Source organism: Bradyrhizobium sp. 160, from assembly GCF_023073735.1.
Taxonomy (GTDB): Bacteria; Pseudomonadota; Alphaproteobacteria; order Rhizobiales; family Xanthobacteraceae; genus Bradyrhizobium.
Genome location: NZ_JADPKD010000054.1, coordinates 425,792 through 446,895, shown reverse-complemented (window position 1 = coordinate 446,895; position 21,104 = coordinate 425,792). Strand labels below are relative to the sequence as shown.

The following is a 21,104-nucleotide window of genomic DNA, read 5'->3' as shown; positions in this document are numbered from 1 at the left end:
GCGTGCAACGCCCCGAGGAGGCATACACCCCGCCAATGTCCATGCGACTTCTGGCCATTTTCGCCCTGATTCTCGCTTGCGCCTCTGCGCCCGGCCGGGCTCAGGACGTGGCGGCGCCGTTTGACGGCGATTTGCAGCGGCTGGCGGAGATCCTCGGCGGGCTGCATTATCTGCGCGGCATCTGCGGGTCCAACGAGGGCAACAAATGGCGCAGCGAGATGCAGGCGCTGATCGATGCCGAAACCCCCTCCGGCGATCGCCGCACCCGCATGATCGCCGCCTTCAACCGCGGCTATAACGGCTTTCAGCAGACCTACCGGAGCTGCACGCCGGCAGCGACGGTGGCGATCCGCCGCTATATCGAGGAAGGCTCCAAGATCTCGCGCGATCTCACGGCGCGTTACGCGAACTGAGCTCTCCGTCCGGTTCGCACTGCGCGCGGCCCGGAAATGACGCGGATGGAACTCCGTCATCGACTTTGTTCACAGGCGTTAACCGTTCTTAAAGATGTGGCCTAGCGGTCGTTAACGCCCGTGCTACACCTCTCGCACAGCGCATCGCCGTGGATCGCGCCCCAGCCCTGACCGAGTTTCATGAGCCAGCCGATTTCCTACGCCCCCGCCCGCGCGCCGCTGCCCGATCACGAGCAGAAGCAGGCTGCGCTGAGCTATCTCAATGAGGCCTGGGCCGAGGCGCGCCACGACGGCGTCGACGGCGATTGCCTGGCGCAGGCGAGCCTGTTCGCGGCCTTTGCCGAGCTCGTCGGCACCTATGGCGAGGACGCGGTGGCGAAGTTCGTCGAGAGCTTTCCTGGCCGCATTCGCAATGGCGAGTTCTCGGTCGGAATCTCCAGACAATAACCTGTTCGAAAAATAACCCCGCCACGGCACGGGGCCGGTTGACGGATGAATGACTCTGCGACGTGCTCGCGAAGTCTGCCGCGTTTTATCGCACGGAAGCGATTGAGCGCGGACAAGCTTAGTCTGGCGATGACCGGGAGACATTCCCGATGCGATCGGGAATGCGCCCCCGGCGTCAGGGCTCGACATTCAGAGTCGCCTTCATATTGGGATGGTAGCGACAATAGTAATCGACCGTTCCCGCTTTCTTCACCACGAACGTCGCGGACTTCTTCGGCGGCAGAGGGACGTCAAAATCGCCGTTGGTCGCGGTGGCTGTGTGAGCGAAGATGTCCTTGTTGATCCACTCAACGGTGTCACCGACTTTTGCCGACATTTCGGCCGGTGAGATCACGAGATTGTCCATCGTGATTTGAATGGTCGCCGCACGCGCCGGGACGACCAGCAACATGACCGCAAGCGCGATCGAAGCGAGGCGTCCCGGCTTCATCGCACTCTCCTATTTTAGCTCGGCCGCGACGTGCTCGGCGTGCTGCTGATGACCCTGGAAGATCTTCAGGCCGGTCTGCAACAGGCTCTTCAGCTCGTTATTGCTCGCGGACGGAATGAGCTGGGTCTCCAGCGCGGCGTTGACCGCCTTGTGGTAGGCGACCTCGTTCTGGACATAGGCCTTGTCGAAGGCGGCGCCGCTCAGCTTGTCGAGCTCAGCCAGCTTGTCGGTTGCCTGCTTGGACAGCGCGCGGCTGGTGTCGTTGTCTTCAGGCGTGACGTTCAGCTTCTTGACCAGCGCGAGCGCCTGCTTGTTGACGGCCTCATGGTCGCGCACCATGTCCTCGGCGAAGGCCTTGACGTCCTTGTTCTTGGCCTTCTTCATCGCCTGCTTCGCTGCGTTGATGTCGATCACGCCCGCGGTGTAGGCAATATGGGCGATCTGCGGATCGGTGGGCTTGTCGGCTGCACTCGCGCCTTGCAGCAGCCCAAAACTCGACAACAAAAGGGCTGCGGCGGCCGCGCTCCATCGAATGAACATGGTTTGATACTCCTGTGGTGCCGGACGTTTGGCCGGCGCGTTGCTTCACAGGAATTGGATGGGTATTTCGCGCAAACGTTCCCGAAAACTTTAGCCGCTGAAGCCGAGCCGCTTCAGCACTGATACGGTCAAGCGCTCACATCGCCATCCGGCGAACGGGAACGCATTCATCACCACCGGCCCGATCTCCTTCTCGACATTCTCGCGCAGCATGGTGCGGGCGCGGTGCAGCCGCGTCTTCACGGTCTCGGGCTTTACGCCGAGCAAATCGGCGGTCTCCTCGATGGTCATCCCCTCCATGACCCGGGCAACGAAGACCATGCGGAAGACATCCGGCAACTCGTCAATTGCGCGTTCGACCACGCGCTGGATTTCACGTTGGGCCATGGTCCTTTCCGGATCGCCTGCGGGAGAAACGGGAAACTTGATGATCTGCGCATCGAGCGCGGCATTAGGTATCGCGCCGAGCTCGACATCGGGCTTTCGGCTGCGCATCCGGCCGAGCGCCTCGTTGATGGCGATGCGCGACAGCCAGGTCGACAACCCGGCCTCGCCCCGAAAACCGTCGAGGTGGGTGAAGGCCCGGACATACGTCTCCTGCACCACATCCTCGGCCTCGCTGTCACTGCGCAGGATGCCGCGCGCGAGGCGGTAGAGCCTGCGGTTGTTGGCCTGCATGATCTCGCGCAAGGCGGCCTCGTCACGGCCCCGCGCTCGGTCGATCAGCTCTGCTTCCGCGGTTCTAACGCCGGCGGACAGGCCGGCTGCGGTCGGTTGCATTGCGGTTACCCATCTCCGTTCGATCTGGCTATTGGATGCAGGCTCTGAGGAAAGGTTCCCGAGTTTCTTAGGCTCCACTGGAGCCGAGAAGATAAGAAGCGCCTTTCTTAATCCGTCTCGATCGGCAAGGCGGGATCCCTCGCCCATTCGCCCATCGAGGCGTCATAGAGCGTGAGCTTGTCATAGCCGAGCTGGGTCAGCAGGAACAGGTCGATCGTCGCCGAGATGCCGCCGCCGCAATACAGGATCACATTCTTATCGCGCGTAACGCCTTGGGCGGTGAATTTGTGCTCGGCATCGGCCAGTGTCGTCAGCGTTTTGTCGGCATTGGTGAGCGTCGCGGCGGGAACGTTGACGCTGCCGGGAACGCGGCCTGGCCGGCCGTAGCGGCTCGGCTCGAGACCGCGGTGAAACTGCGGACCGAGCGCGTTGACGATCACCGTCGCGGGATCGCCGATCCGCGCCTTCACGATGTTCTTGTCGACGAAGTAGCCTGGGCGAGGTGCAGCCTGGAACGTGGTGGTCGGATAGCCCTTCGGTACGCCTGATACGACCGGCCGCCCCTCGTCCTTCCATTTGTCGAAACCGCCGTCGAGCACAAGCGCATCGACGCCGAGCGAGCGCAGCATCCACCAGAACCGCGTCGACCACATCATCGTGCCGATACTGTAGAGCACGATGGTTTTGTTCGCGTCGAGGCCGTGGCGGCCGAAGGCGGCCTCCAGCTGGGCCAGATCCGGCATCATGAAAAACTGCTGCGCCGAGGCGTCGGAGAACTCGCCTTGCAGATCGAGGAAATCGGCGCCCGGAATGTGGCCGGCCGCAAACGTCTTGTCGCCTGGCACCGCGCGATAAGGCAGGTCGCTGCCCGGCGGCACCGGCTCGTTGTAGGTCGTACAGTCGTAGAGGCGAAGGTTGGGATTGTCGAGGATGGCTGCGAGTTGCTCGGTGGTGATGAGGGGTGTCCGTGGGGACATTACTCTCTCCCAATTGAACTTGCGCTTCCGGGCACGCTGTCGTCGCCTGCGAAGCGGGCAATCCAGTATTCCAGAGGCGGCAATCGTATCAGCCAATTATCGCGGCGGATTACTGGATGCCACGCCTTCGCGTGGCATGACAACGGAAGGAAAGGTTTGACCGAACTCTCTACGCCCTCAAGGTCTCCAGAAACCGCACCGGCTCGCCTTGCGAGGCCGTCACCAGCTCGCCTTGCCACATCACGCGGCGACCGCGGATGAAGGTGCCGACGGGCCAGCCGGTGACGCGCAACCCGTCGTAGGGGGTCCACCCGGCTTTGGAAGCCACCCATTTGTTGGTGATGGTCTCGCTGCGCTTTAAGTCGACGATGGTGAAGTCGGCATCGTAGCCGGCCGCGATGCGGCCCTTGCAGGCTATGTTGTAGAGCCGCGCGGGACCGGCGCTGGTGAGATCGACGAACCTCGCCAGCGACAGCCGGCCGGCATTGACGTGATCGAGCATAATCGGCACCAGCGTCTGCACGCCGGTCATGCCGGAGGGCGAAGCCGGATAAGTCTTCTGCTTCTCTTCCAGCGTATGCGGGGCGTGGTCGGAGCCGAGCACATCGATGATGCCCTGCTCGATGCCGCGCCAGATGCCGGCGCGGTGATCTGCCCCGCGCACCGGAGGATTCATCTGCGCCAGCGTGCCGAGCCGCTCGTAGCATTCCGGCGCGACCAGCGTGAGATGATGCGGCGTCGCCTCGCAGGAGGCGACGTCCTTGTGATCGCGCAGGAACTCAATCTCTTCCTTGGTCGAGATGTGCAGCACGTGGATGCGCTTGCCGGTCTCGTGCGCGAGCTTGACGAGGCGCTGCGTCGCCATCAGCGCCGCGGTCTCGTCGCGCCAGATCGGATGCGAGCGCGCGTCGCCCTCGATGCGCAGCGACTTGCGGTCGTTGAGGCGATACTCGTCCTCGGCGTGGAACGCGGCGCGGCGACGGATGACCTGAAAGATGCGGCGGAGGCTCTCGTCGTCCTCCACCAGCAGCGCGCCGGTTGAGGAGCCGATGAACACCTTGACGCCCGCGCAACCGGGCGCGCGCTCCAGCACCGGCAGGTCCTGTACGTTCTCGCGGGTGCCGCCGATGAAGAAGGCGAAATCGCAATGCATGCGGTGATGGGCCCGCTTCACCTTGTCGGTGAATTCGGCTTCCGTTACCGTTAACGGAGAGGTGTTCGGCATCTCGAACACGGCGGTGATGCCGCCCATCACGGCACTGCGCGAACCCGTCTCGAGGTCTTCCTTGTGGGTCAGCCCGGGCTCGCGGAAATGCACCTGCGTGTCCATCACGCCGGGCAGGATGTGCAAGCCCTGGCAGTCGATCACCTCCGCTGCGCTGGATTGCGACAGCGCGCCGATCTCGGCGATGCGGCCGCCCGTGATGCCGATGTCGCGCAAGCCCTCGCCGTCCTGGTTGACGACGGTGCCGCCTTTGAGGATCACGTCGAAACGCTGGGTCATGGCTAAGGGCCTCTCTCATCCCCAAGCGCAGGGCTCGAGGTCTTGTCGTTTATGGCTTGCGGGCTTACGTTCCGCAGCAACATGTCGCAAGAGATTTTCGTATGAAATCAGCGTTTCTTCCCGACCGGGGCGTGGTCAAGGTCGCGGGCGAGGATGCGCGCAACTTCCTCAACGGCCTCGTCACCACCGATCTCGACAGGCTCAAGCCGGGCCTGGGGCGATTCGGTGCGCTGCTGACGCCGCAGGGCAAGATCATCGTCGATTTCCTGATCACGGAGGTGCCCGCCGGCCATGGCGGCGGGTTCCTGATCGATTGCCCTAAAGCGCTGGCCGAAGGCCTCGCCACCAAGCTGAAATTCTACAAGCTGCGCGCCAAGGTCACGGTGGAAAACCTCTCCGATGCGCTGGGCGTGCTCGCGGCCTGGGACGGCCAGCCTGCCGCTCAGCCCGATCTCGGCTTCGCCGATCCGCGCCATAGCGAGCTCGGCTACCGCATCCTAATCCCCGAGGATCTCAGGCAGAAGCTGTCCGATCTCATCGGCGCCGAGCTCGTCGATGCCAGCGAATACGACGCCCACCGTATCGCGCTCGGCGTGCCGCGCGGCGGGCTGGATTTCATGTACAGCGACGCGTTCCCACACGAGACCAACATGGACCGGCTTGCCGGCGTTGATTTCGACAAGGGCTGCTATGTCGGCCAGGAGGTCGTCTCGCGCATGCAGCATCGCGGCACCGCGCGAACCCGCAGCGTCAAGGTGTTGCTCGATGGCCCCTCGCCCGAGATTGGCGCCACCATTCTCGCCGGCGACAAGCCGGTCGGCACCATCGGCTCGACCGCCGGCGGCAAAGGCATCGCGCTGGTGCGCGTCGACCGCGTCGCCGATGCGCTCGATGCGGGCCAGCCCCTCACCGCGGGCGGCCTCGCGCTGACACTCGCCGAACCCGACATCGTGCGCACTCCAACGAAGCAACCCATCGCATGAGCCGCGCCCCTCGCCTGCATCCCGACGGCCTGACACGCTGCCCCTGGCCCGGCGAAGATCCGCTCTATGTCGCCTATCACGACACCGAATGGGGCGTGCCGGAATATGACGACCGCGCACTGTACGAAAAGCTGATGCTCGACGGCTTCCAGGCCGGCCTTTCCTGGATCACGATCCTGCGCAAGCGCGACAATTTCCGCAAAGCCTTCGATGATTTCCAGCCGGAGAAGATCGCGCGCTACACGCCCAAGAAGGTGCACGCGCTGATGAACGACGCCGGAATCGTGCGCAACAAGGCCAAGATCGACGGCGCGATCCTGAGCGCAAAGTCCTATCTCGATATCATGGAGAAGGGGCCGGGCTTCTCGAAGCTCCTCTGGGACTTCATGGACGGAGAGCCTAAGGTCAACCATTTCAAGACCACGGCGAGCGTACCGGCCTCGACGCCGCTGTCGGTGCAGATCTCCAAGGAGCTGTCCGCGCGCGGCTTCAAGTTCGTCGGCCCGACCATCGTCTATGCCTTCATGCAGGCGACCGGCATGGTCAACGACCATCTGGTCGACTGCCATTGTCATGCAACCTGCGGCAAGACGCAGCGCAAGCCGCGCCTCAAGGTCAAATGACGGCGAAGAAGACCGCGCGCGATGCGCAGTCCCGCGCCTGGCAGCGCATGCTGTCGGGACGGCGGCTCGACCTGCTCGATCCCTCCCCGCTCGATGTCGAGATCGCCGACATCGCGCATGGACTGGCGCGGGTGGCGCGCTGGAACGGGCAGACCGTTGGCGCGCATATCTTCTCGGTCGCGCAGCACACGCTGCTGGTGGAGACGGTGATGCGGCACGAGATGCCGCGCGTGGATCCACGCATACGGCTGGCGGCCCTGCTGCATGACGCGCCCGAATATGTGATCGGCGACATGATCTCGCCGTTCAAGGCCGTGCTCGACGGCCATTACAAGGCGGTCGAAAAGCGCCTGCTCGGCGCCATCCACATCCGCTTCGGCTTGCCGCCGGTGCTGCCAGAGGAAATCACGCAAGCCATCAAGGCCGCCGATCGCGGTGCGGCCTATCTGGAGGCAACGGAGCTCGCCGGCTTCAGCGAAAGCGAGGCAAGGCGCCTGTTCGGCCGCGATCCGGGCCTGCCCGACAACGTCCGGCGCGACTATCTCACGCCCTGGACCGCGGCGCGGGCCGAGAAGCAGTTTTTGGAGCGGTTCAACGCGGTCTTTGCGTAACATCATCCCTTCGTGGGGTAGGCAAAGCGACTTGTCCGCCGTAACCCGCAGAGCGAAGGCGGGAGCGTGCCGACCAACAAGGCGAGATTGTACGCAGCGCGAAACAACGGTGGGCATGGCGCGATGCGCCTTTGCCCACCCTACGGCCGCTCGCTATAATCGACGCCAAAAAGGTCCGCCATGATCCACGTCTGTTCCCTCGCCGCGCTTCCCGAAACCGTCCGCCTGACCGGCGCCAGCCACGTGCTGACGGTGATGGCCAATGTCGAGCAGGTGGCGCGGCCCGTGTCCGTGCTGCCGGCCAATCATCTCAAGGTGTCGATGGACGACATCACCGAGCAGATGGACGGCTTCGTCGCACCGTCAGAGACGCATATCGAGCAGGTGTTGACCTTCGTGCGCGGCTGGGACCGCAGCGCGCCGCTGGTGGTGCATTGCTACGCCGGCATCAGCCGCTCCACGGCGAGCGCGTTTGCCGCGGTATGCGCACTCAATCCGAACCGCGACGAGATAGAGATCGCCAGGAAGATCCGCGCAGCCTCGCCGATCGCCTCGCCCAACCGGCGCATCGTCGGCCTCGCCGACCGTGCATTGGGACGCGACGGCCGCATGCTGCGCGCGCTCGACGAGATGGGCCCGGGCGCGATGATGGTCGAGGGCCGTCCGTTCGTGATCGAGCTCGAATGAGGCGAGAGCCGAATAGCAGCGGCTATGGGACTGCGCCCCCTCTCCTGCTTGCGGGAGAGGGTTGCGGAGAGGGTGCTTCCGCATCGGGGTTCTCCCGGCGTGGAGAAAGCCCTCACCTGCGTCTTTGGCGCGACCTCTCTCGCGAGCGGGAGAGGTGCAGCGAGCTCGCGGCGAGATTTGTTCAATGAGCCGACATATCTTTCTCACGACTCCCGCGACATTTGCCGCATGAGCGAGACGCTCCTGACGCCGATCGAGATTGGCCTGACCGCGGCCATCGTCGCGATCGAGGACCACGAGCCGCTGATCCTCACTGCGCGCGGCGGTGACGGGCTTGCCGGCCTGCCGTTCGGGCCGTTCGATGCGCTCGCCCATCGCACCTTCGAGATCGGCCTGCGCGCCTGGGTCGAGCAACAGACGGGCCTGCGGCTCGGCTATGTCGAGCAGCTCTACACCTTCGGCGACCGCGGCCGTCATGCCGATGCCGGCGACACCGGCCCGCATATGGTGTCGATCGGCTATCTCGCGCTGACGCGCGCCGCCAGCGGCGAGCTCGCCGCGACCGGTGCGAGCTTCGAGCCATGGTATCGCTTCTTCCCCTGGGAAGACTGGCGCGAGCAGCCGCCAGAGATCATCGCCCGCGACATCATACCGGCCCTGACGAAATGGGCCGAGGAGGAGACGCCGCAGACGACGCGGGCGCTGCCACGAAAGGATCGCGTGCGGTTCTATTTCGGTCTCGACGGTGCGCCCTGGGACGAGGAGCGCGTGCTCGATCGCTATGAGCTCCTGTACGAGGCCGGGATGATCGAGGAGGCGCGGCGCGACGGCAGGCCTGCGGCATTAGCGCGCAAGACGCTTCCTGCGCTCGGGACCTCGATGCGGTTCGATCATCGGCGCATCCTCGCCACAGCCATCGCACGGCTGCGCGCAAAACTGAAGTATCGTCCTGTTGTTTTTGAACTTTTGCCGGCCGAATTCACACTCACGGAATTGCAGCATACGGTGGAGGCCATCTCCGGCCGGCACCTGCACAAACAGAATTTCCGCCGCCTCGTCGAAATGGAAGCCCTGGTCGAACCGACCGGGGCGATGTCGACACAGACCGGCGGACGCCCGGCGGCACTCTATCGCTTCCGCCGCGAAGTACTCCAGGAGCGGCCCGCGCCGGGCTTGCGCGTACGCTCCCGGCGCTAGATTAAGAATTTGCGATCGGCCCTGCCCGCCGGTTGCCTGGAGGCTTCATGTTCGACGGCCCGTTTGACGTCTTTGCGTTGATCCTTGCGATCGCCGCCTTCCTGATCGCGATCAAGGCCTCCAGTCAGGCGGCTGAGTTGCGCCGCCGGCTGAGCTCGCTCGAAGAGATGTTTGACGCGCAGCGGCAAGTTAAGCCGCCGCCACTTACGCCGACTTGGGAGCAGGCGCCCGCAACCGCGACGGCCGCCGCGGAGCCGCCGCCGCTTGCGCCGGAAGCCGAGCAGGCGCCCCCGGCCCTCACCGAACCCGTTTCGCCGCCGCCGCTCGAAACGAGCACCGAGGCCGATGCACCGCCACCCCTGCCTGCACCCGCACCCGGCTTCGAGGAGCGACTCGGCACGCGCTGGGTGGTGTGGATCGGCGGGCTTGCGCTCGCGCTCGGCGGCTTCTTCATGGTGCGCTATTCGATCGAGGCCGGCCTCGTCGGGCCCGGCGTGCGCGTGTTCCTCGGCGGCCTGTTCGCGCTGGCGCTGCTCGGTGCCGGCGAATGGACACGGCGCAAGGAGAGCATCTCCAGCATCGCGGCGCTGCCGATCGCCAACATCCCCGCGATCCTCACCGCGGCCGGCACGGCGGTGGCGTTCGCGACCATCTATGCAGCCTACGCGCTCTACAGTTTCCTGTTGCCCGCCACCGCCTTCGTGCTGCTCGGCCTCGTCGCGCTCGGCACGCTGGCCGCCGCGCTGCTGCACGGGCCCGCGCTCGCCGGCCTCGGCGTCGTCGGCGCGTTCGTGACGCCGGTCCTCGTCTCCAGCGGCAAGCCGGACTATTGGGCGCTCTACATCTATCTTGCCATCGTCACCGCAGCGAGCTTCGGCCTTGCCCGCATCCGGCTATGGCGCTGGCTCGCGGTGACTACGATCGTCTTCGCGGTGCTCTGGACGTTCATGGGGCTCGAGCTCGAGCTGCAGGTGGCCCCGCACGCCTTCCACGTCATTGCGGGCTTCACGCTCGCTGCGCTTCTCGTCGTCTGCGGTTTCATGTTCGGCCCGACCATCGAGGACGGCGAGATCGAGCCGGTGTCGTCGAGCTCGCTCGGCGCCTATCTGTTCGCGGCAATGATCATCGTGCTGTCGAGCGCGCATGCCGATCTGGCGCTCACTGCCTTCACCCTACTGGTCGCAGGGACGCTGTTTGTCGCCTGGCGCGCGCCGGCGGCAACGGGTGCACTGGGCGCGGCTGCGGCGACCGTCTTCATCGTGTTCGCCGAATGGGCGGTGCGGGCCAATCCCGACATGCTGGTGCTGCCGGGCGGCCCCATGGCCGGCATCGGTCCTGTCCCCACCGATAGTTCGGTGACACTGCATCTGGTCACGGCCGCGATCTTCGCCGCGGGCTTCGGCACGGCAGGCTTCCTCGCGCAGGGCCGGTCCAATTCGGCGATCATCCCGGTGGTGTGGTCGGCAAGTGCGGTCGCGACGCCGATCGCGATCCTGGTTGCGCTCCACGCCCGCATCGCCCATCTCGATCGCTCGATCCCGTTTGCGATTCTCGCCGTGCTGCTCGCCGCCGCCTTTGGCGCTGCGACCGAATCGCTGACACGGCGCGAGACCCGGCCGGGCGCCATGATCTCGACGGCGCTGTTCGCGACCGGCACGCTCGGCGCGCTGGCGCTGGCGCTGACCTTCGCGCTGGAGAAGGGCTGGCTCACCATCGCGCTCGCGCTGATGTCGCTCGGCACCGCCTGGATCTCGATGCAGCGGCCGATCCCGTTCCTGCGCTGGCTCGCCGCCATCTTCGCCGGCATCGTCACGGCACGCATCGTCTATGATCCCTGCATCGTCGGCGATGCCGTCGGCACCACGCCGATTCTGAACTGGCTGTTGTGGGGCTATGGCCTGCCGGCGCTGTCGTTCTGGGGCGCGAGCATGTTCCTGCGCCGCCGCGCCGACGATGCGCCGCTGCGCATGGTCGAGACTGCGGCCGTCCTGTTCACCGCGCTGCTCGCCTTCATGGAAATCCGGCACCTTGCGACCGGCGGCCGCATGACCTCGCCGCCTTCGCTGCTGGAATTCGCGCTGCAAGTCTGCGTCACGCTGGCGATGGCGATCGGGCTGGAGCGCCTGCGGCTGCGTAGCCACAGCATCGTGCACAATGTCGGCGCGGTCGCGCTCACCGCGATCGCCGGGCTCATCAGCGTGTTCGGCCTGCTGATCCTGGAGAACCCGCTGCTGCTCTCCAGCGTCAATGTCGGCGGCCTTGTGTTCAACCTGCTGCTGCTCGGCTATGCGCTCCCCGCGGTGCTGATGCTGCTGTTGTCCTATGCAATGGCGGGCCATCGCCCCGTCGCCTATGCCAATACGATTGCGGGCGGGGCACTTGTGTTCGCGCTCACCTACGTGACGCTGGAGATCCGCCGCTTCTATCACGGCCCGGTCCTGCTCTACGGCGGCACCACGGGCGCGGAGCAATACACCTATTCGACCGGCTGGCTTGCCTTCGGCGTGGTGCTGCTCGGCATCGGCATCCTGGTCAATTCGGAGCGGGCGCGACTCGCCTCTGCCGCCGTCATCGCGCTGACGATCCTGAAGGCCTTCGTCATCGACATGTCGACGCTGACAGGCGTCTACCGCGCGCTGTCGTTCATGTGCCTCGGCGTCGTGCTGGTCGCGATCGGCTGGCTCTACCAGCGCATCCTGTTCCGGCGGCAAACCCCGTCGGCTCCGCAGACGAGCGCGTAGGGATCGGTGGAGCTCTCCTCACCTGGATCGCATCTTCGATGCGATCCGACCTCTCCGTTCGGGAGAGGTAAGCCAAGAGCCTGCGCCGCTGTTAGGCCGCGCGGACCGACTCCAGGAACTGCGCGACTTCGACCCTCAGACGGGTGCTGTCGGTCGCCAGTGATTTCGCCGCCGACAGCACTTCGGTCGAGGCCGAGCCGGTTTCGATCGCCCCGCGCTGCACGTTGGTGATGTTCGACGATACTTCCTGGGTGCCGAGCGAGGCCTGCTGGACGTTGCGCGATATCTCCTGCGTGGCCGCGCCCTGTTCTTCGACCGCAGCGGCGATCGCAGCGGAGACTTCGGACAGGCGCTCGATGGTGCCGCCGATCTCCTGGATGGCGCTGACGGATTCCTGCGTGGCGGCCTGAATCCCTGCGACCTGCGCACCGATCTCGCCGGTGGCTTTCGCGGTCTGCTCGGCGAGCGCCTTCACTTCCGAGGCAACGACGGCGAAGCCGCGGCCGGCCTCGCCGGCGCGTGCGGCCTCTATGGTGGCGTTCAGCGCCAACAGGTTGGTCTGGCCCGCGATGGTATTGATGAGCTCGACGACGTCGCCGATGCGCGAGGCTGCCTGCGACAGCGCGTTGACGCGCTCGTTGGTCCGCGCCGCCTGCTCGACGGCTTCTGCGGCCATCCGCGCCGAGTCCTGCACGCGGCGGCTGATCTCGGTGATGGAGGAGGACAGCTCCTCCGAGGCGGAAGCCACCGCCTGGACGTTGGTGGAGGCTTCCTCCGAGGCGGCGGCGACGACGGTCGCGAGCTCCTGGCCGCGCTGGGCGGTGCCGGTCAGCGTCGCTGCCGATGCTTCGAGCTCGGTCGAGGCTGATGACACGGTCTCGACCACCTCGCCGATCATGGCCTCGAAATTGCGCGTGATGGCATCGACGCGGCGGCCGCGCTCGATCTTGGCTTCGGCATCGCGCGCCGCTGCCTCGTCGGCGGCTTTCTTGGCGATCAGCGCCTCCTTGAAGATCTGGAGCGCATCGGCCATGGCGCCGATCTCGGTCTTGTCGCCGCGATGCGGCACGTCGGCCGAGAGGTCGCCCTGGCCGAGCGACTGCATCGGACGGATGATCGAAGCAATGCCACGAGAGACGTCGCGCACGAGATAATACGCGGCGCCGATCGCGATCACGACCGAAAACACGATGATGCCGACCAGGACGCGGAAGATCGTGGCGTAACTGTCGGACGCCTGCTTGGTCTCCAGCTCGGCGCCCTGATTGTTCAACTCGATGCCCTTCTGGAGCAGCGGATCGGCGGCCTGGGCCATTTTCGCGACCTTGGTCTGCAACAGCTCGTTGGCATCGGTCGGGAAGCGGCCGACGCTCTTGCGCGACAGCGCCATCACCTCCTGAACGCCACTCAGATACTCGGCCCACGCCTTCGCCCATTGTTCGTAGAGCGCGCGCTCCTCGGCGGCAGTGATCAGCGGCTCGTAGACCTTGCGGGTCTTCTCGATGCGTTCGCGGAGCGAGGCGAGGCGCTTCTCGGCGGCATCCTTGCCTTCAGCACTATCCTGCATCAGGTGCAAACGAAGTGCGACGCGCAGCTCGTTGATGTCGGCGCGCATCGAGCCGAGCGCACGCACGCTCGGCAGCCAGCTCTGCGCAATCTCGACGGTGTGGGCGTTGATGTTCTGCATCGTGCCGATCGCCGTCACGCCGACACCGGCGAGCGAGAGCACGAGGACTGACAACACGGTCAGCAGCTTGAAGACGATCGACAATTTCGACATCACAACAAATCCCAACGATGCCTGGCAACGCGCACATCACCTGCGCCACAAGCGTCACGACGGACGACCGGGCGGAGGTCAGTTCAACAATGCTGGCTGGTTCTTATCCCGTAAGATTGCGCTCTATCCTCGCAAGCAGGCGTTAACATCGTCCTACGTAAAACTACCGGGCGGGCCGACATTCGTTGTTGTCTGCAATCATCCGCTGCACCTGCACGGATCTCGCGCTGCGCCGCGCTCGATGGAGCAACATCTCCAATGCTAACGCTCGCGGGGCGAAATACGAACGCGCGCGACCGCCGCAGGTTCGCGCGCGGCGGCTGCAAGCGACGCTTGTTGAACGTCGTCAGCCGGCGCGCACAGAGCCGAGAAACTTGCCGACCTCGAGCTTGAGACGGTTGCTGTCGCCGGACAGCACTTGCGCAGCAGACAGGATCTGAGAAGACGCCGAGCCGGTCTCGCTTGCGGCGCGCTGCACGTCGGTGATGTTGGACGATACCTGATGAGTGCCCGCCGCCGCCTGCTGCACGTTGCGGGAAATTTCCTGCGTTGCGGCGCCCTGCTCTTCCACGGCGGCCGCAATCGTCGAGGAGATTTCCGACAGCTTCTCGATGGTATCGCTGATGGCCTTGATGGCACCGACCGAATGTTCGGTCGCGGACTGGATGCTGGCTATCTGCTGCCCGATCTCGCCAGTCGCCTTCGCAGTCTGCTCGGCAAGCGCCTTGACCTCGGAGGCAACCACCGCAAACCCCTTGCCGGCTTCGCCAGCGCGGGCCGCCTCGATCGTGGCGTTGAGTGCGAGCAGATTGGTCTGGCCCGCAATCGTATTGATCAGCTCGACCACGTCGCCGATGCGCGTCGCGGCCTTGGACAACACGCTGACCCGCTCGGTCGTGGCACGGGCCTGGCCGACCGCCTCGTTGGCCACCCGCGCGGACTGCTGAACCTGGCGACTGATCTCGTTGATCGACGAGGACAGTTCCTCGGTCGCAGATGCCACCGACTGCACGTTGGTCGAGGCCTCTTCGGAGGCAGCAGCGACCACCGTGCTCAAGCCCTGCGCGCGCTCGGCAGTCGAAGTGAGCGTCGAAGCCGATGCCTCGAGCTCGGTGGAGGCCGAAGAGACAGTCTCGACGATCTCGCCGATGGCGGATTCGAAACGGTCGGCCAGTTTGTGCATCTCGGCCTTGCGTCGCGCGGCCCCGATCTGGTCCTGCCTGATCTTTGTTTCGGCCTCCTCGCGCGCCTTCTGCTCGGACACGATCTTGAACTTTTCGACTGCAGCGGCAACACCGCCCACCTCGTCCTTGCGGCCGAGACCGGGCAGCACCACGGAGAAGTCGCCGCCGGCGAGCTTGTCCATGGCGACAGTGAGCGCGCGGATCGGCCGCGCGATGGTGAGGAACGAGATGAGCCAGGAGCCGATCAGAACGAGCGCCGCGAAGGCGCCGACCGCCGTTCCGATCTGCTCGCTCGATCTCATCTGAGCGGCAGCCGCGGCGTTGTCCTCGTCGGATTTGTGTTTCGCATGGTCGGCGATCTCTCTGATCAGTGCGTCGAGTTGGGCTGCGATCGGCAGCGTAACCTCCCGCGCGATGCGAATGCCTTCTTCATTGAGCTTCGCGGCGCGCGTCGCGCCGTCCGAGCCAGACGCGGCAAGTGCGACGGCTTCGCCGCGCACGCTCGCAATCTGCTGTGCAGCTTTGCCATAGTCCGCCGCGAGCGATCCCAGTTTCTCTATATGGACACGGTTCTCGGCCGCGTGAGAAAGCCTCAGCATCGCCTCGACCAGCGCGCCCGTCGATTTCTGTTGATCGCTCAGAGTCTGGGTGGCCTTCTGAAGATCGGCCGCACTATTGGCCAGGCGAAGATCTCGCACGGCGAGTTGCATATCGCGAACTGCGACCTCGGCCCTGACTGCGTCGCGCGCGATCTCCTGCTGTGCAAGTGCGCTTTGGCTGGTGTCGCGGATGCTCGCATTGCCGAGCATCTGGCTCGCAATCATTGCTCCAACCAGGAGCGCTCCGAGAGCCGAAGCGATCGCCAGCTTGGTTCCGATCTGCATGTCCCGAAACAGGCTCAACATGGTACGTTCCCAGCAAACGAGCTGCCAAGTCATTGCTGGCCGCCTGGACGTTGATCGCCCTTAGCTGTGAAAGCTATCGGTCAGAGTTCCACCTTTGGTTAACGAGCGCCCTCGCAGAAGTACTGACTTTACGCGCTAAATAATTGAAATTGAAAGAAGAAGGTCTCGTCATAGTTGTAAATTGCAGCCTCAAGTCGGACCTAGGAAGCTTTGCATCCGACGGTCTCTCCAACAAGGCTGACGCGAAAGACCGGCTGCTTGTTCTCGTCGAGCAGCTCCATGCGCCACTCGGCATTCGGCTTCAGGCCGCGGGCGATGCCGCCGAGCAGATTGGCACAAACCTCAGTCATCTCGGTCCAGGCCGCTGCGCGGTCCTCGAACTCGTACGGCTGATCGGCGGCGCCGGAATAGCGACCGGTGCTGATGCGGAAGAAGTACAGCGACATCGTTGAACTCTTGCCTCGGGCCGCGTCCCCCGGCCGTACGCAAACTGGGACGCGAACAGCTACCAAGGCATGAAAGCCGCCGTCCGTATGACTACGGCGCGGCGGCTTCGTGCTCGATCGACTCTTTCAACGAAAAACGGTGCGGCTGTCCTATGCAGCCAACTCACTGCGTCGAGCGGCGCAGCTCCAGCGGAGCCTCGGCCTTCGCGGGTTCCGGCTTGGCTTCCGCCTTCACCGGCTCGAGGCGACCGCTCTCGACACGCGGCGTCTCGACGCGTGCGGCGACTTCGGTGTTGGGTGCAGCGACCGAACCGGTGCGGTCCGAGCCGCGCAACGAGCGCGGACGCGCGGCGGCGCGCGCCATCAGCATCTGATTGCCGCCCTGATGGTGGAAGTCGCAATAGGCGAAGCCCATGCCCGACACCGAGCCGCGGAAGCTGCGATCATCGGTCTTTTCCAGGTTGAAGCAGGGCTCGAACGGAATCCCCTTGATCGAGGCGCAGACGTTCTGACCGCGGATCTGGAGCGTATTGCCGGGCAGGCGAAGATGCTTCACCGGGCCCGCGCCCGAGAACTGCACCGCCCCGGCGGCACCGAGGTCGTCGAGGATGCGGCCCGCACCGCGGGTGCCGTCGAAACAGGTGAAGGCGAACACCTTGCCGGCGACGAAACGGCGCGCCTCGTCAGCATTCATGCTCCCGGCAATGGCCGGCGCAAACGTCGCTGCCGCCGTGACAGCCCCCAACACAATACGCGCAAGCATGCTCAACTCCGAACCAACCCCCGCAGCGGGCGATGCCTTATCTCTCTTTACCCGCTGCTTACCATACCAACCATGGCAACATTGGAGCAGCTTGGTTGGTAAAGTCTGAACGCCGTCAGACAATTTTTACCACGATGCGGCCGCGGACCGCGCCCGCCAGAATTTTCGCGCCCCAGTCGGGCACCTCGGCGAGAGGAATTTCCTGAGTGATTTCAGACAGTTTTGTCCGGTCCAGATCGGATGCCAGGCGCTGCCAGGCGGCTTTCCGCGGCTCGATCGGGCACATCACCGAATCGATGCCGAGAAGGCACACTCCGCGCAAAATGAACGGCGCGACAGAAGATGGCAGGTCCATGCCGGCCGCCAGGCCGCACGCCGCGATCGCTCCACCGTATTTCGTCATCGACAGCAGGTTGGCGAGCGTGGTCGAGCCGACGCTGTCGACGCCACCCGCCCAGCGCTCCTTGGCCAGAGGCTTCGCCGGCGCCGACAATTCGTTGCGGTCGATCACCTCGGCTGCGCCCAGATGCTTCAGATAATCTGCCTCCGCGGCGCGACCGGTCGAGGCGATGACGTGGTAGCCGAGCTTCGACAGGACGGCGGTCGCAACCGAGCCGACGCCGCCGGCGGCGCCCGTCACCACCACCGGGCCACTCTTCGGCGAGAGGCCGTGTTTCTCCAGCGCCATGACCGCGAGCATCGCGGTGAAGCCGGCGGTGCCGATCGCCATGGCGTCGCGCGCCGACAGGCCCTGCGGCAGCGCCACCAGCCAGTCGCCCTTCACCCGCGCCTTCTCGGCATAGGCGCCGAGATGGGTTTCGCCCATGCCCCAGCCGGTGCAGACCACCTTGTCGCCCGCCTTCCACTGCGGATGCGAGGACGCTTCGACCGTGCCGGCGAAATCGATGCCGGCGATCATTGGGAAGCGGCGCACCACCGGCGCCTTGCCGGTGAGTGCGAGGCCGTCCTTGTAGTTCAGCGTCGACCATTCCACACGCACGGTGACGTCGCCGTCCATCAGCTCGGCTTCATCGAACTGCGTCAGCTGTGCGGTGGTGCCCTTGTCCGCCTTGTCGATCCGGATCGCCTTGAACGTGGCCACGACTAAACTCCCTGACTTGTTTGTCGGGGATGTTTAGCCGATCAGGCCGGCTGCGCAACCGCCCGTGTCACCGGTTTCTCCACGATCGGAAGATTGATCAGTGCAGAAAGCACGCCGAATACGATCGAGAGCCACCAGATCGGCGTATAGGAACCGAAGCGCTCGAATACAATGCCGCCGAGCCAGACGCCGAGGAAGCCGCCGACCTGATGGCTGACGAAGGCAAAGCCATAGAGCGTTGCGAGCCAGCGCGTGCCGAACATCAGCGCCACCAGCGCCGAGGTCGGCGGCACCGTCGACAGCCAGGTCAGGCCGGAGATCGCACCGAACGCGATCGCCGAGAACGGCGTGATCGGGAACGAGATGAAGGCAAGGGTCGCGAGCGCGCGAGTGAAGTAGATGGTCGAGAGGATGTAGCGTTTGGGCAGATAGTTCTGGAGGTAGCCGACGCTGAGCGAGCCCACGATGTTGAACAGGCCGATCGCCGCGATGACCCAGCCGCCGGTTTGCGCCGAGATGCCACGATCGACCAGGAAGGCCGGCAGATGCACGGTGATGAAGGCGAGCTGGAAACCGCAGGTGAAGAAGCCGAGCACCAAGAGCACGTAGGAGCGGTGACCGAAGGCTTCCGCCAGCGCCTTGGTGAAGCTCTGCTCATCCGCAGGCGCCGCGGTTGCCGTGCTTGCGACCGGCGGCGTCGAGAGCGCCAGCGACAGCGGGATGATCAGCAGCATCAGGAAGCCGAACACGGAGAGCGCCTGCTGCCAGCCGAAATTGTCGATCAGCGCGACGCCGATCGGCGCGAACAGGAATTGCCCGAACGATCCCGCCGCGGTGCCGGCGCCGAGCGCAAGGCCGCGCTTCTCGGCCGGCAGCAGCTTGCTGAAGGCCGACAGCACCAGGTTGAACGAGCAGCCGGCAAGACCGAAGCCGACCATCACGCCGGCGCCGATGTTGAGCGACAGCGGCGTCGAGGAGTAGCGCATCAGGAGCAGGCCGCCGGCATAGAGCAGAGCGCCGACACACATCACCCGGAACAGGCCAAAGCGATCCGCCACCGCCCCGGCGAGAGGCTGACCCAAGCCCCACAGCAGGTTCTGCACGGCGATCGCGAGGCCGAACACGTCGCGGCCCCAGGTGAACTCATGGCTCATCGGCTGCACGAAGAAGCCGAGCGCCGAGCGCGGACCGAAGCCGAGCATGCCGATGGCGCAGCCGCAGAGAATGATCACAGCCGGGGTGCGCCAGTTCGAGGAACGTGAGGCCGGAGCGAGCTCGCCGATCTGTGTCGACATGGTGGTCCTCGTCTGTCGTTGGCGGTTCTGCAAATCGGCAGCCGCGAATGAGCCCGGTTTAATGCACCTGCATGAAAATCCCAAGTCAAAAACGATTGCATTCCACGGGGAGCTGCCACCGGAGCATTGCATTTCACGCGGCCTCGCCTGACGGGCACTTGACGGGAATGTGTGCGGCAGCGCCTAGCCGTCCCTGCAAAAGCATGCTATCCTTGATTTACTCAGATTGAGCATATTAAACCTGCCTGACATCCCGCTCCGGCCTTCTCGGCCGGACTATTCAGGACCTTTATATACTCAAACTGAGTATAAACGATGCGAGGGAGGCTTCGATGCCGATCACTGGAATTTACGGCCCCGATGATTTTGCCAACCGGCCGTCCGGCGAAATCAATGGCCATCAAGTCAATGACCACGTCGTCAGCTCCCCTCCCGCCGCGCCGAGCCGGCCGGGGCTTGCGTTGCCGATGCCCTCGCTGGACTGGACGCCGGAGGTCGAGCGCGCCACGGCATCCCTGTATGAGCGCGTGAAGCAGGTGATCCCGCCGATCGAATGGCCGCTGATGGCGCCGACGATCAAGGCGATCAACGAGCTGAAGGCCGCGCGGGGCGCGGTGATCCTCGCGCACAACTACCAGGCCCCGGAAATCTTTCACTGCGTCGCCGACATCGGCGGCGACTCGCTCCAGCTCGCGGTCGAAGCCACCAAGGTGAAGGCCGGCATCATCGTCCAGTGCGGCGTGCACTTCATGGCGGAGACGTCAAAGCTGCTCAACCCGGATAAGACGGTGCTGATTCCGGACTCCCGCGCAGGCTGCTCACTGGCCGCCAGCATCACCGGCGCAGACGTTCGCCTGCTGCGCGAGAAATTCCCTGGCGTGCCGGTCGTTGCCTACGTCAACACCTCGGCCGAGGTGAAGGCTGAGGTCGACATCTGCTGCACCTCGTCGAACGCGGTGCAGGTGGTCGAGAGCTTGAATGCGCCTAGCGTGATCTTCCTGCCCGACCGCTATCTCGCCACCTACGTGGCCTCGAAGACCGACGTGAAGATTATTGCCTGGAAGGGCGCCTGCGAAGTGCACGAGCGCTTCACGGGTGAAGAGCTGCGCAGCCTTCGCGATGACGATCCCTCGGTGCAGATCATCGCGCATCCCGAATGCCCGCCGGACGTGTTGGCGGAGGCCGACTTCACCGGCTCGACCGCGCACATGATCAGCTGGGTGCGCAACAAGCGGCCGCGGCGGCTGGTGATGATCACGGAATGCTCGATGGCCGACAATGTGCGGGCCGAGCTGCCCGACGTGGAGATGCTGCGCCCCTGCAATCTCTGCCCGCACATGAAGCGCATCACGCTTGCCAATATCCTGGAGAGTCTGCTGACGCTCCGCGAGGAAGTGACGATCGATCCCGCGCTCGCGGAGCGCGCACGGCGCTCGGTCGAGCGGATGATCAATTTGAAGAATTGAGAGCGAGAAGCAGCAACACACCCGTCGTCTCAGACAAGCGCGCCTTCAAGCGCGCGCAGATCCGGGACCGAAAGGACGCGAGTATTGGCACGCTGGTGGTCCCGGCCTGCTGCAACAACAAACAGTCGGGGCAATCGTTCTGGCTCTCGCCAGGACGACAATGGAGAAAC

Annotated in this window: 21 protein-coding genes; 10 read left to right on the top strand and 11 right to left on the bottom strand. The window is 64.8% G+C overall.

What is annotated here, in order from left to right; all coding sequences use genetic code 11:
• Window positions 1-35: 35 nt before the first annotated feature.
• Entirely contained in the window at window positions 36-413 is a 378-nt protein-coding gene (locus tag IVA98_RS21685) for a TIGR02301 family protein (RefSeq protein WP_247303351.1), read from the top strand.
• A 180-nt stretch (window positions 414-593) separates the two neighbouring features.
• Window positions 594-860: a hypothetical protein gene (locus tag IVA98_RS21680; RefSeq protein ID WP_247303353.1), complete on the top strand. Its 267-nt coding sequence runs from the start codon at window positions 594-596 to the stop codon at window positions 858-860.
• Between the two features lie 175 nt (window positions 861-1,035).
• Here IVA98_RS21680 and IVA98_RS21675 read toward each other — a convergent pair whose 3' ends face one another.
• From IVA98_RS21675 to IVA98_RS21655, 5 genes are all read right to left on the bottom strand, one after another.
• Window positions 1,036-1,350 (bottom strand): cupredoxin domain-containing protein, encoded by a 315-nt coding sequence (locus IVA98_RS21675; protein ID WP_247303355.1) that lies wholly within the window; start codon window positions 1,348-1,350, stop codon window positions 1,036-1,038.
• A gap of 9 nt (window positions 1,351-1,359) precedes the next feature.
• The gene (locus IVA98_RS21670) at window positions 1,360-1,890 is read right to left on the bottom strand and encodes a DUF4142 domain-containing protein (RefSeq protein WP_247303356.1); all 531 of its coding nucleotides are present in this window, start codon (window positions 1,888-1,890) and stop codon (window positions 1,360-1,362) included.
• A gap of 90 nt (window positions 1,891-1,980) precedes the next feature.
• A complete protein-coding gene (locus tag IVA98_RS21665) occupies window positions 1,981-2,670 on the bottom strand; it encodes an RNA polymerase sigma factor (protein WP_247303357.1) in 690 nt (229 codons plus the stop codon).
• 107 nt (window positions 2,671-2,777) lie between these two features.
• On the bottom strand, window positions 2,778-3,647 hold the full coding sequence (locus IVA98_RS21660; protein ID WP_247303358.1) for a sulfurtransferase: 870 nt from the start codon (window positions 3,645-3,647) through the stop codon (window positions 2,778-2,780).
• A 169-nt stretch (window positions 3,648-3,816) separates the two neighbouring features.
• Complete coding sequence (locus tag IVA98_RS21655) at window positions 3,817-5,151, bottom strand: dihydroorotase (protein WP_247303359.1); 1,335 nt, start codon at window positions 5,149-5,151, stop codon at window positions 3,817-3,819.
• 101 nt (window positions 5,152-5,252) lie between these two features.
• Between IVA98_RS21655 and ygfZ the strand changes: the two genes are divergently transcribed.
• From ygfZ to IVA98_RS21625, 6 genes are all read left to right on the top strand, one after another.
• Window positions 5,253-6,134, top strand: a complete 882-nt coding sequence (gene ygfZ, locus IVA98_RS21650) for a CAF17-like 4Fe-4S cluster assembly/insertion protein YgfZ (protein WP_247303360.1) — start codon at window positions 5,253-5,255, stop codon at window positions 6,132-6,134.
• Entirely contained in the window at window positions 6,131-6,757 is a 627-nt protein-coding gene (locus IVA98_RS21645) for a DNA-3-methyladenine glycosylase I (RefSeq protein ID WP_247303361.1), read from the top strand. Before ygfZ ends, IVA98_RS21645 begins: the two co-directional genes overlap by 4 nt.
• A complete protein-coding gene (locus IVA98_RS21640; protein ID WP_247303362.1) occupies window positions 6,754-7,368 on the top strand; it encodes a YfbR-like 5'-deoxynucleotidase in 615 nt (204 codons plus the stop codon). Before IVA98_RS21645 ends, IVA98_RS21640 begins: the two co-directional genes overlap by 4 nt.
• Before the next feature lie 180 nt (window positions 7,369-7,548).
• The gene (locus tag IVA98_RS21635; RefSeq protein ID WP_247303364.1) at window positions 7,549-8,055 is read left to right on the top strand and encodes a tyrosine phosphatase family protein; all 507 of its coding nucleotides are present in this window, start codon (window positions 7,549-7,551) and stop codon (window positions 8,053-8,055) included.
• A gap of 228 nt (window positions 8,056-8,283) precedes the next feature.
• Window positions 8,284-9,252: an NUDIX hydrolase gene (locus IVA98_RS21630; protein ID WP_247303366.1), complete on the top strand. Its 969-nt coding sequence runs from the start codon at window positions 8,284-8,286 to the stop codon at window positions 9,250-9,252.
• Between the two features lie 47 nt (window positions 9,253-9,299).
• Complete coding sequence (locus IVA98_RS21625) at window positions 9,300-11,993, top strand: DUF2339 domain-containing protein (protein ID WP_247303368.1); 2,694 nt, start codon at window positions 9,300-9,302, stop codon at window positions 11,991-11,993.
• A 91-nt stretch (window positions 11,994-12,084) separates the two neighbouring features.
• Here the strand turns inward: IVA98_RS21625 and IVA98_RS21620 are convergent, their stop codons facing one another.
• Window positions 12,085-13,773 carry a methyl-accepting chemotaxis protein gene (locus tag IVA98_RS21620; RefSeq protein ID WP_247303371.1) on the bottom strand — a complete coding sequence of 563 codons (1,689 nt, stop codon included), beginning with the start codon at window positions 13,771-13,773 and terminating at the stop codon, window positions 12,085-12,087.
• Here IVA98_RS21620 and IVA98_RS21615 point away from each other — a divergent pair.
• Entirely contained in the window at window positions 13,748-14,038 is a 291-nt protein-coding gene (locus IVA98_RS21615; protein WP_247303373.1) for a hypothetical protein, read from the top strand. The genes IVA98_RS21620 and IVA98_RS21615 overlap by 26 nt on opposite strands.
• Before the next feature lie 81 nt (window positions 14,039-14,119).
• On the opposite strand, the gene IVA98_RS21610 is transcribed toward IVA98_RS21615, so the two are convergent.
• From IVA98_RS21610 to IVA98_RS21590, 5 genes are all read right to left on the bottom strand, one after another.
• A complete protein-coding gene (locus IVA98_RS21610; protein WP_247303375.1) occupies window positions 14,120-15,862 on the bottom strand; it encodes a methyl-accepting chemotaxis protein in 1,743 nt (580 codons plus the stop codon).
• Between the two features lie 200 nt (window positions 15,863-16,062).
• Window positions 16,063-16,308, bottom strand: a complete 246-nt coding sequence (locus tag IVA98_RS21605; RefSeq protein WP_247280305.1) for a DUF6894 family protein — start codon at window positions 16,306-16,308, stop codon at window positions 16,063-16,065.
• A gap of 163 nt (window positions 16,309-16,471) precedes the next feature.
• Window positions 16,472-17,071, bottom strand: a complete 600-nt coding sequence (locus tag IVA98_RS21600) for a hypothetical protein (RefSeq protein WP_247303377.1) — start codon at window positions 17,069-17,071, stop codon at window positions 16,472-16,474.
• Between the two features lie 115 nt (window positions 17,072-17,186).
• Window positions 17,187-18,173 carry an acrylyl-CoA reductase (NADPH) gene (acuI, locus tag IVA98_RS21595; protein WP_247303379.1) on the bottom strand — a complete coding sequence of 329 codons (987 nt, stop codon included), beginning with the start codon at window positions 18,171-18,173 and terminating at the stop codon, window positions 17,187-17,189.
• Window positions 18,174-18,214: 41 nt separating this feature from the next.
• Window positions 18,215-19,468, bottom strand: coding sequence for an MFS transporter (locus tag IVA98_RS21590; protein ID WP_247333020.1), 1,254 nt, complete (start codon window positions 19,466-19,468; stop codon window positions 18,215-18,217).
• Window positions 19,469-19,800: 332 nt separating this feature from the next.
• Here IVA98_RS21590 and nadA point away from each other — a divergent pair, with 332 nt between their 5' ends.
• Window positions 19,801-20,934, top strand: coding sequence for a quinolinate synthase NadA (gene nadA, locus IVA98_RS21585; RefSeq protein WP_247303382.1), 1,134 nt, complete (start codon window positions 19,801-19,803; stop codon window positions 20,932-20,934).
• Window positions 20,935-21,104: the final 170 nt, after the last annotated feature.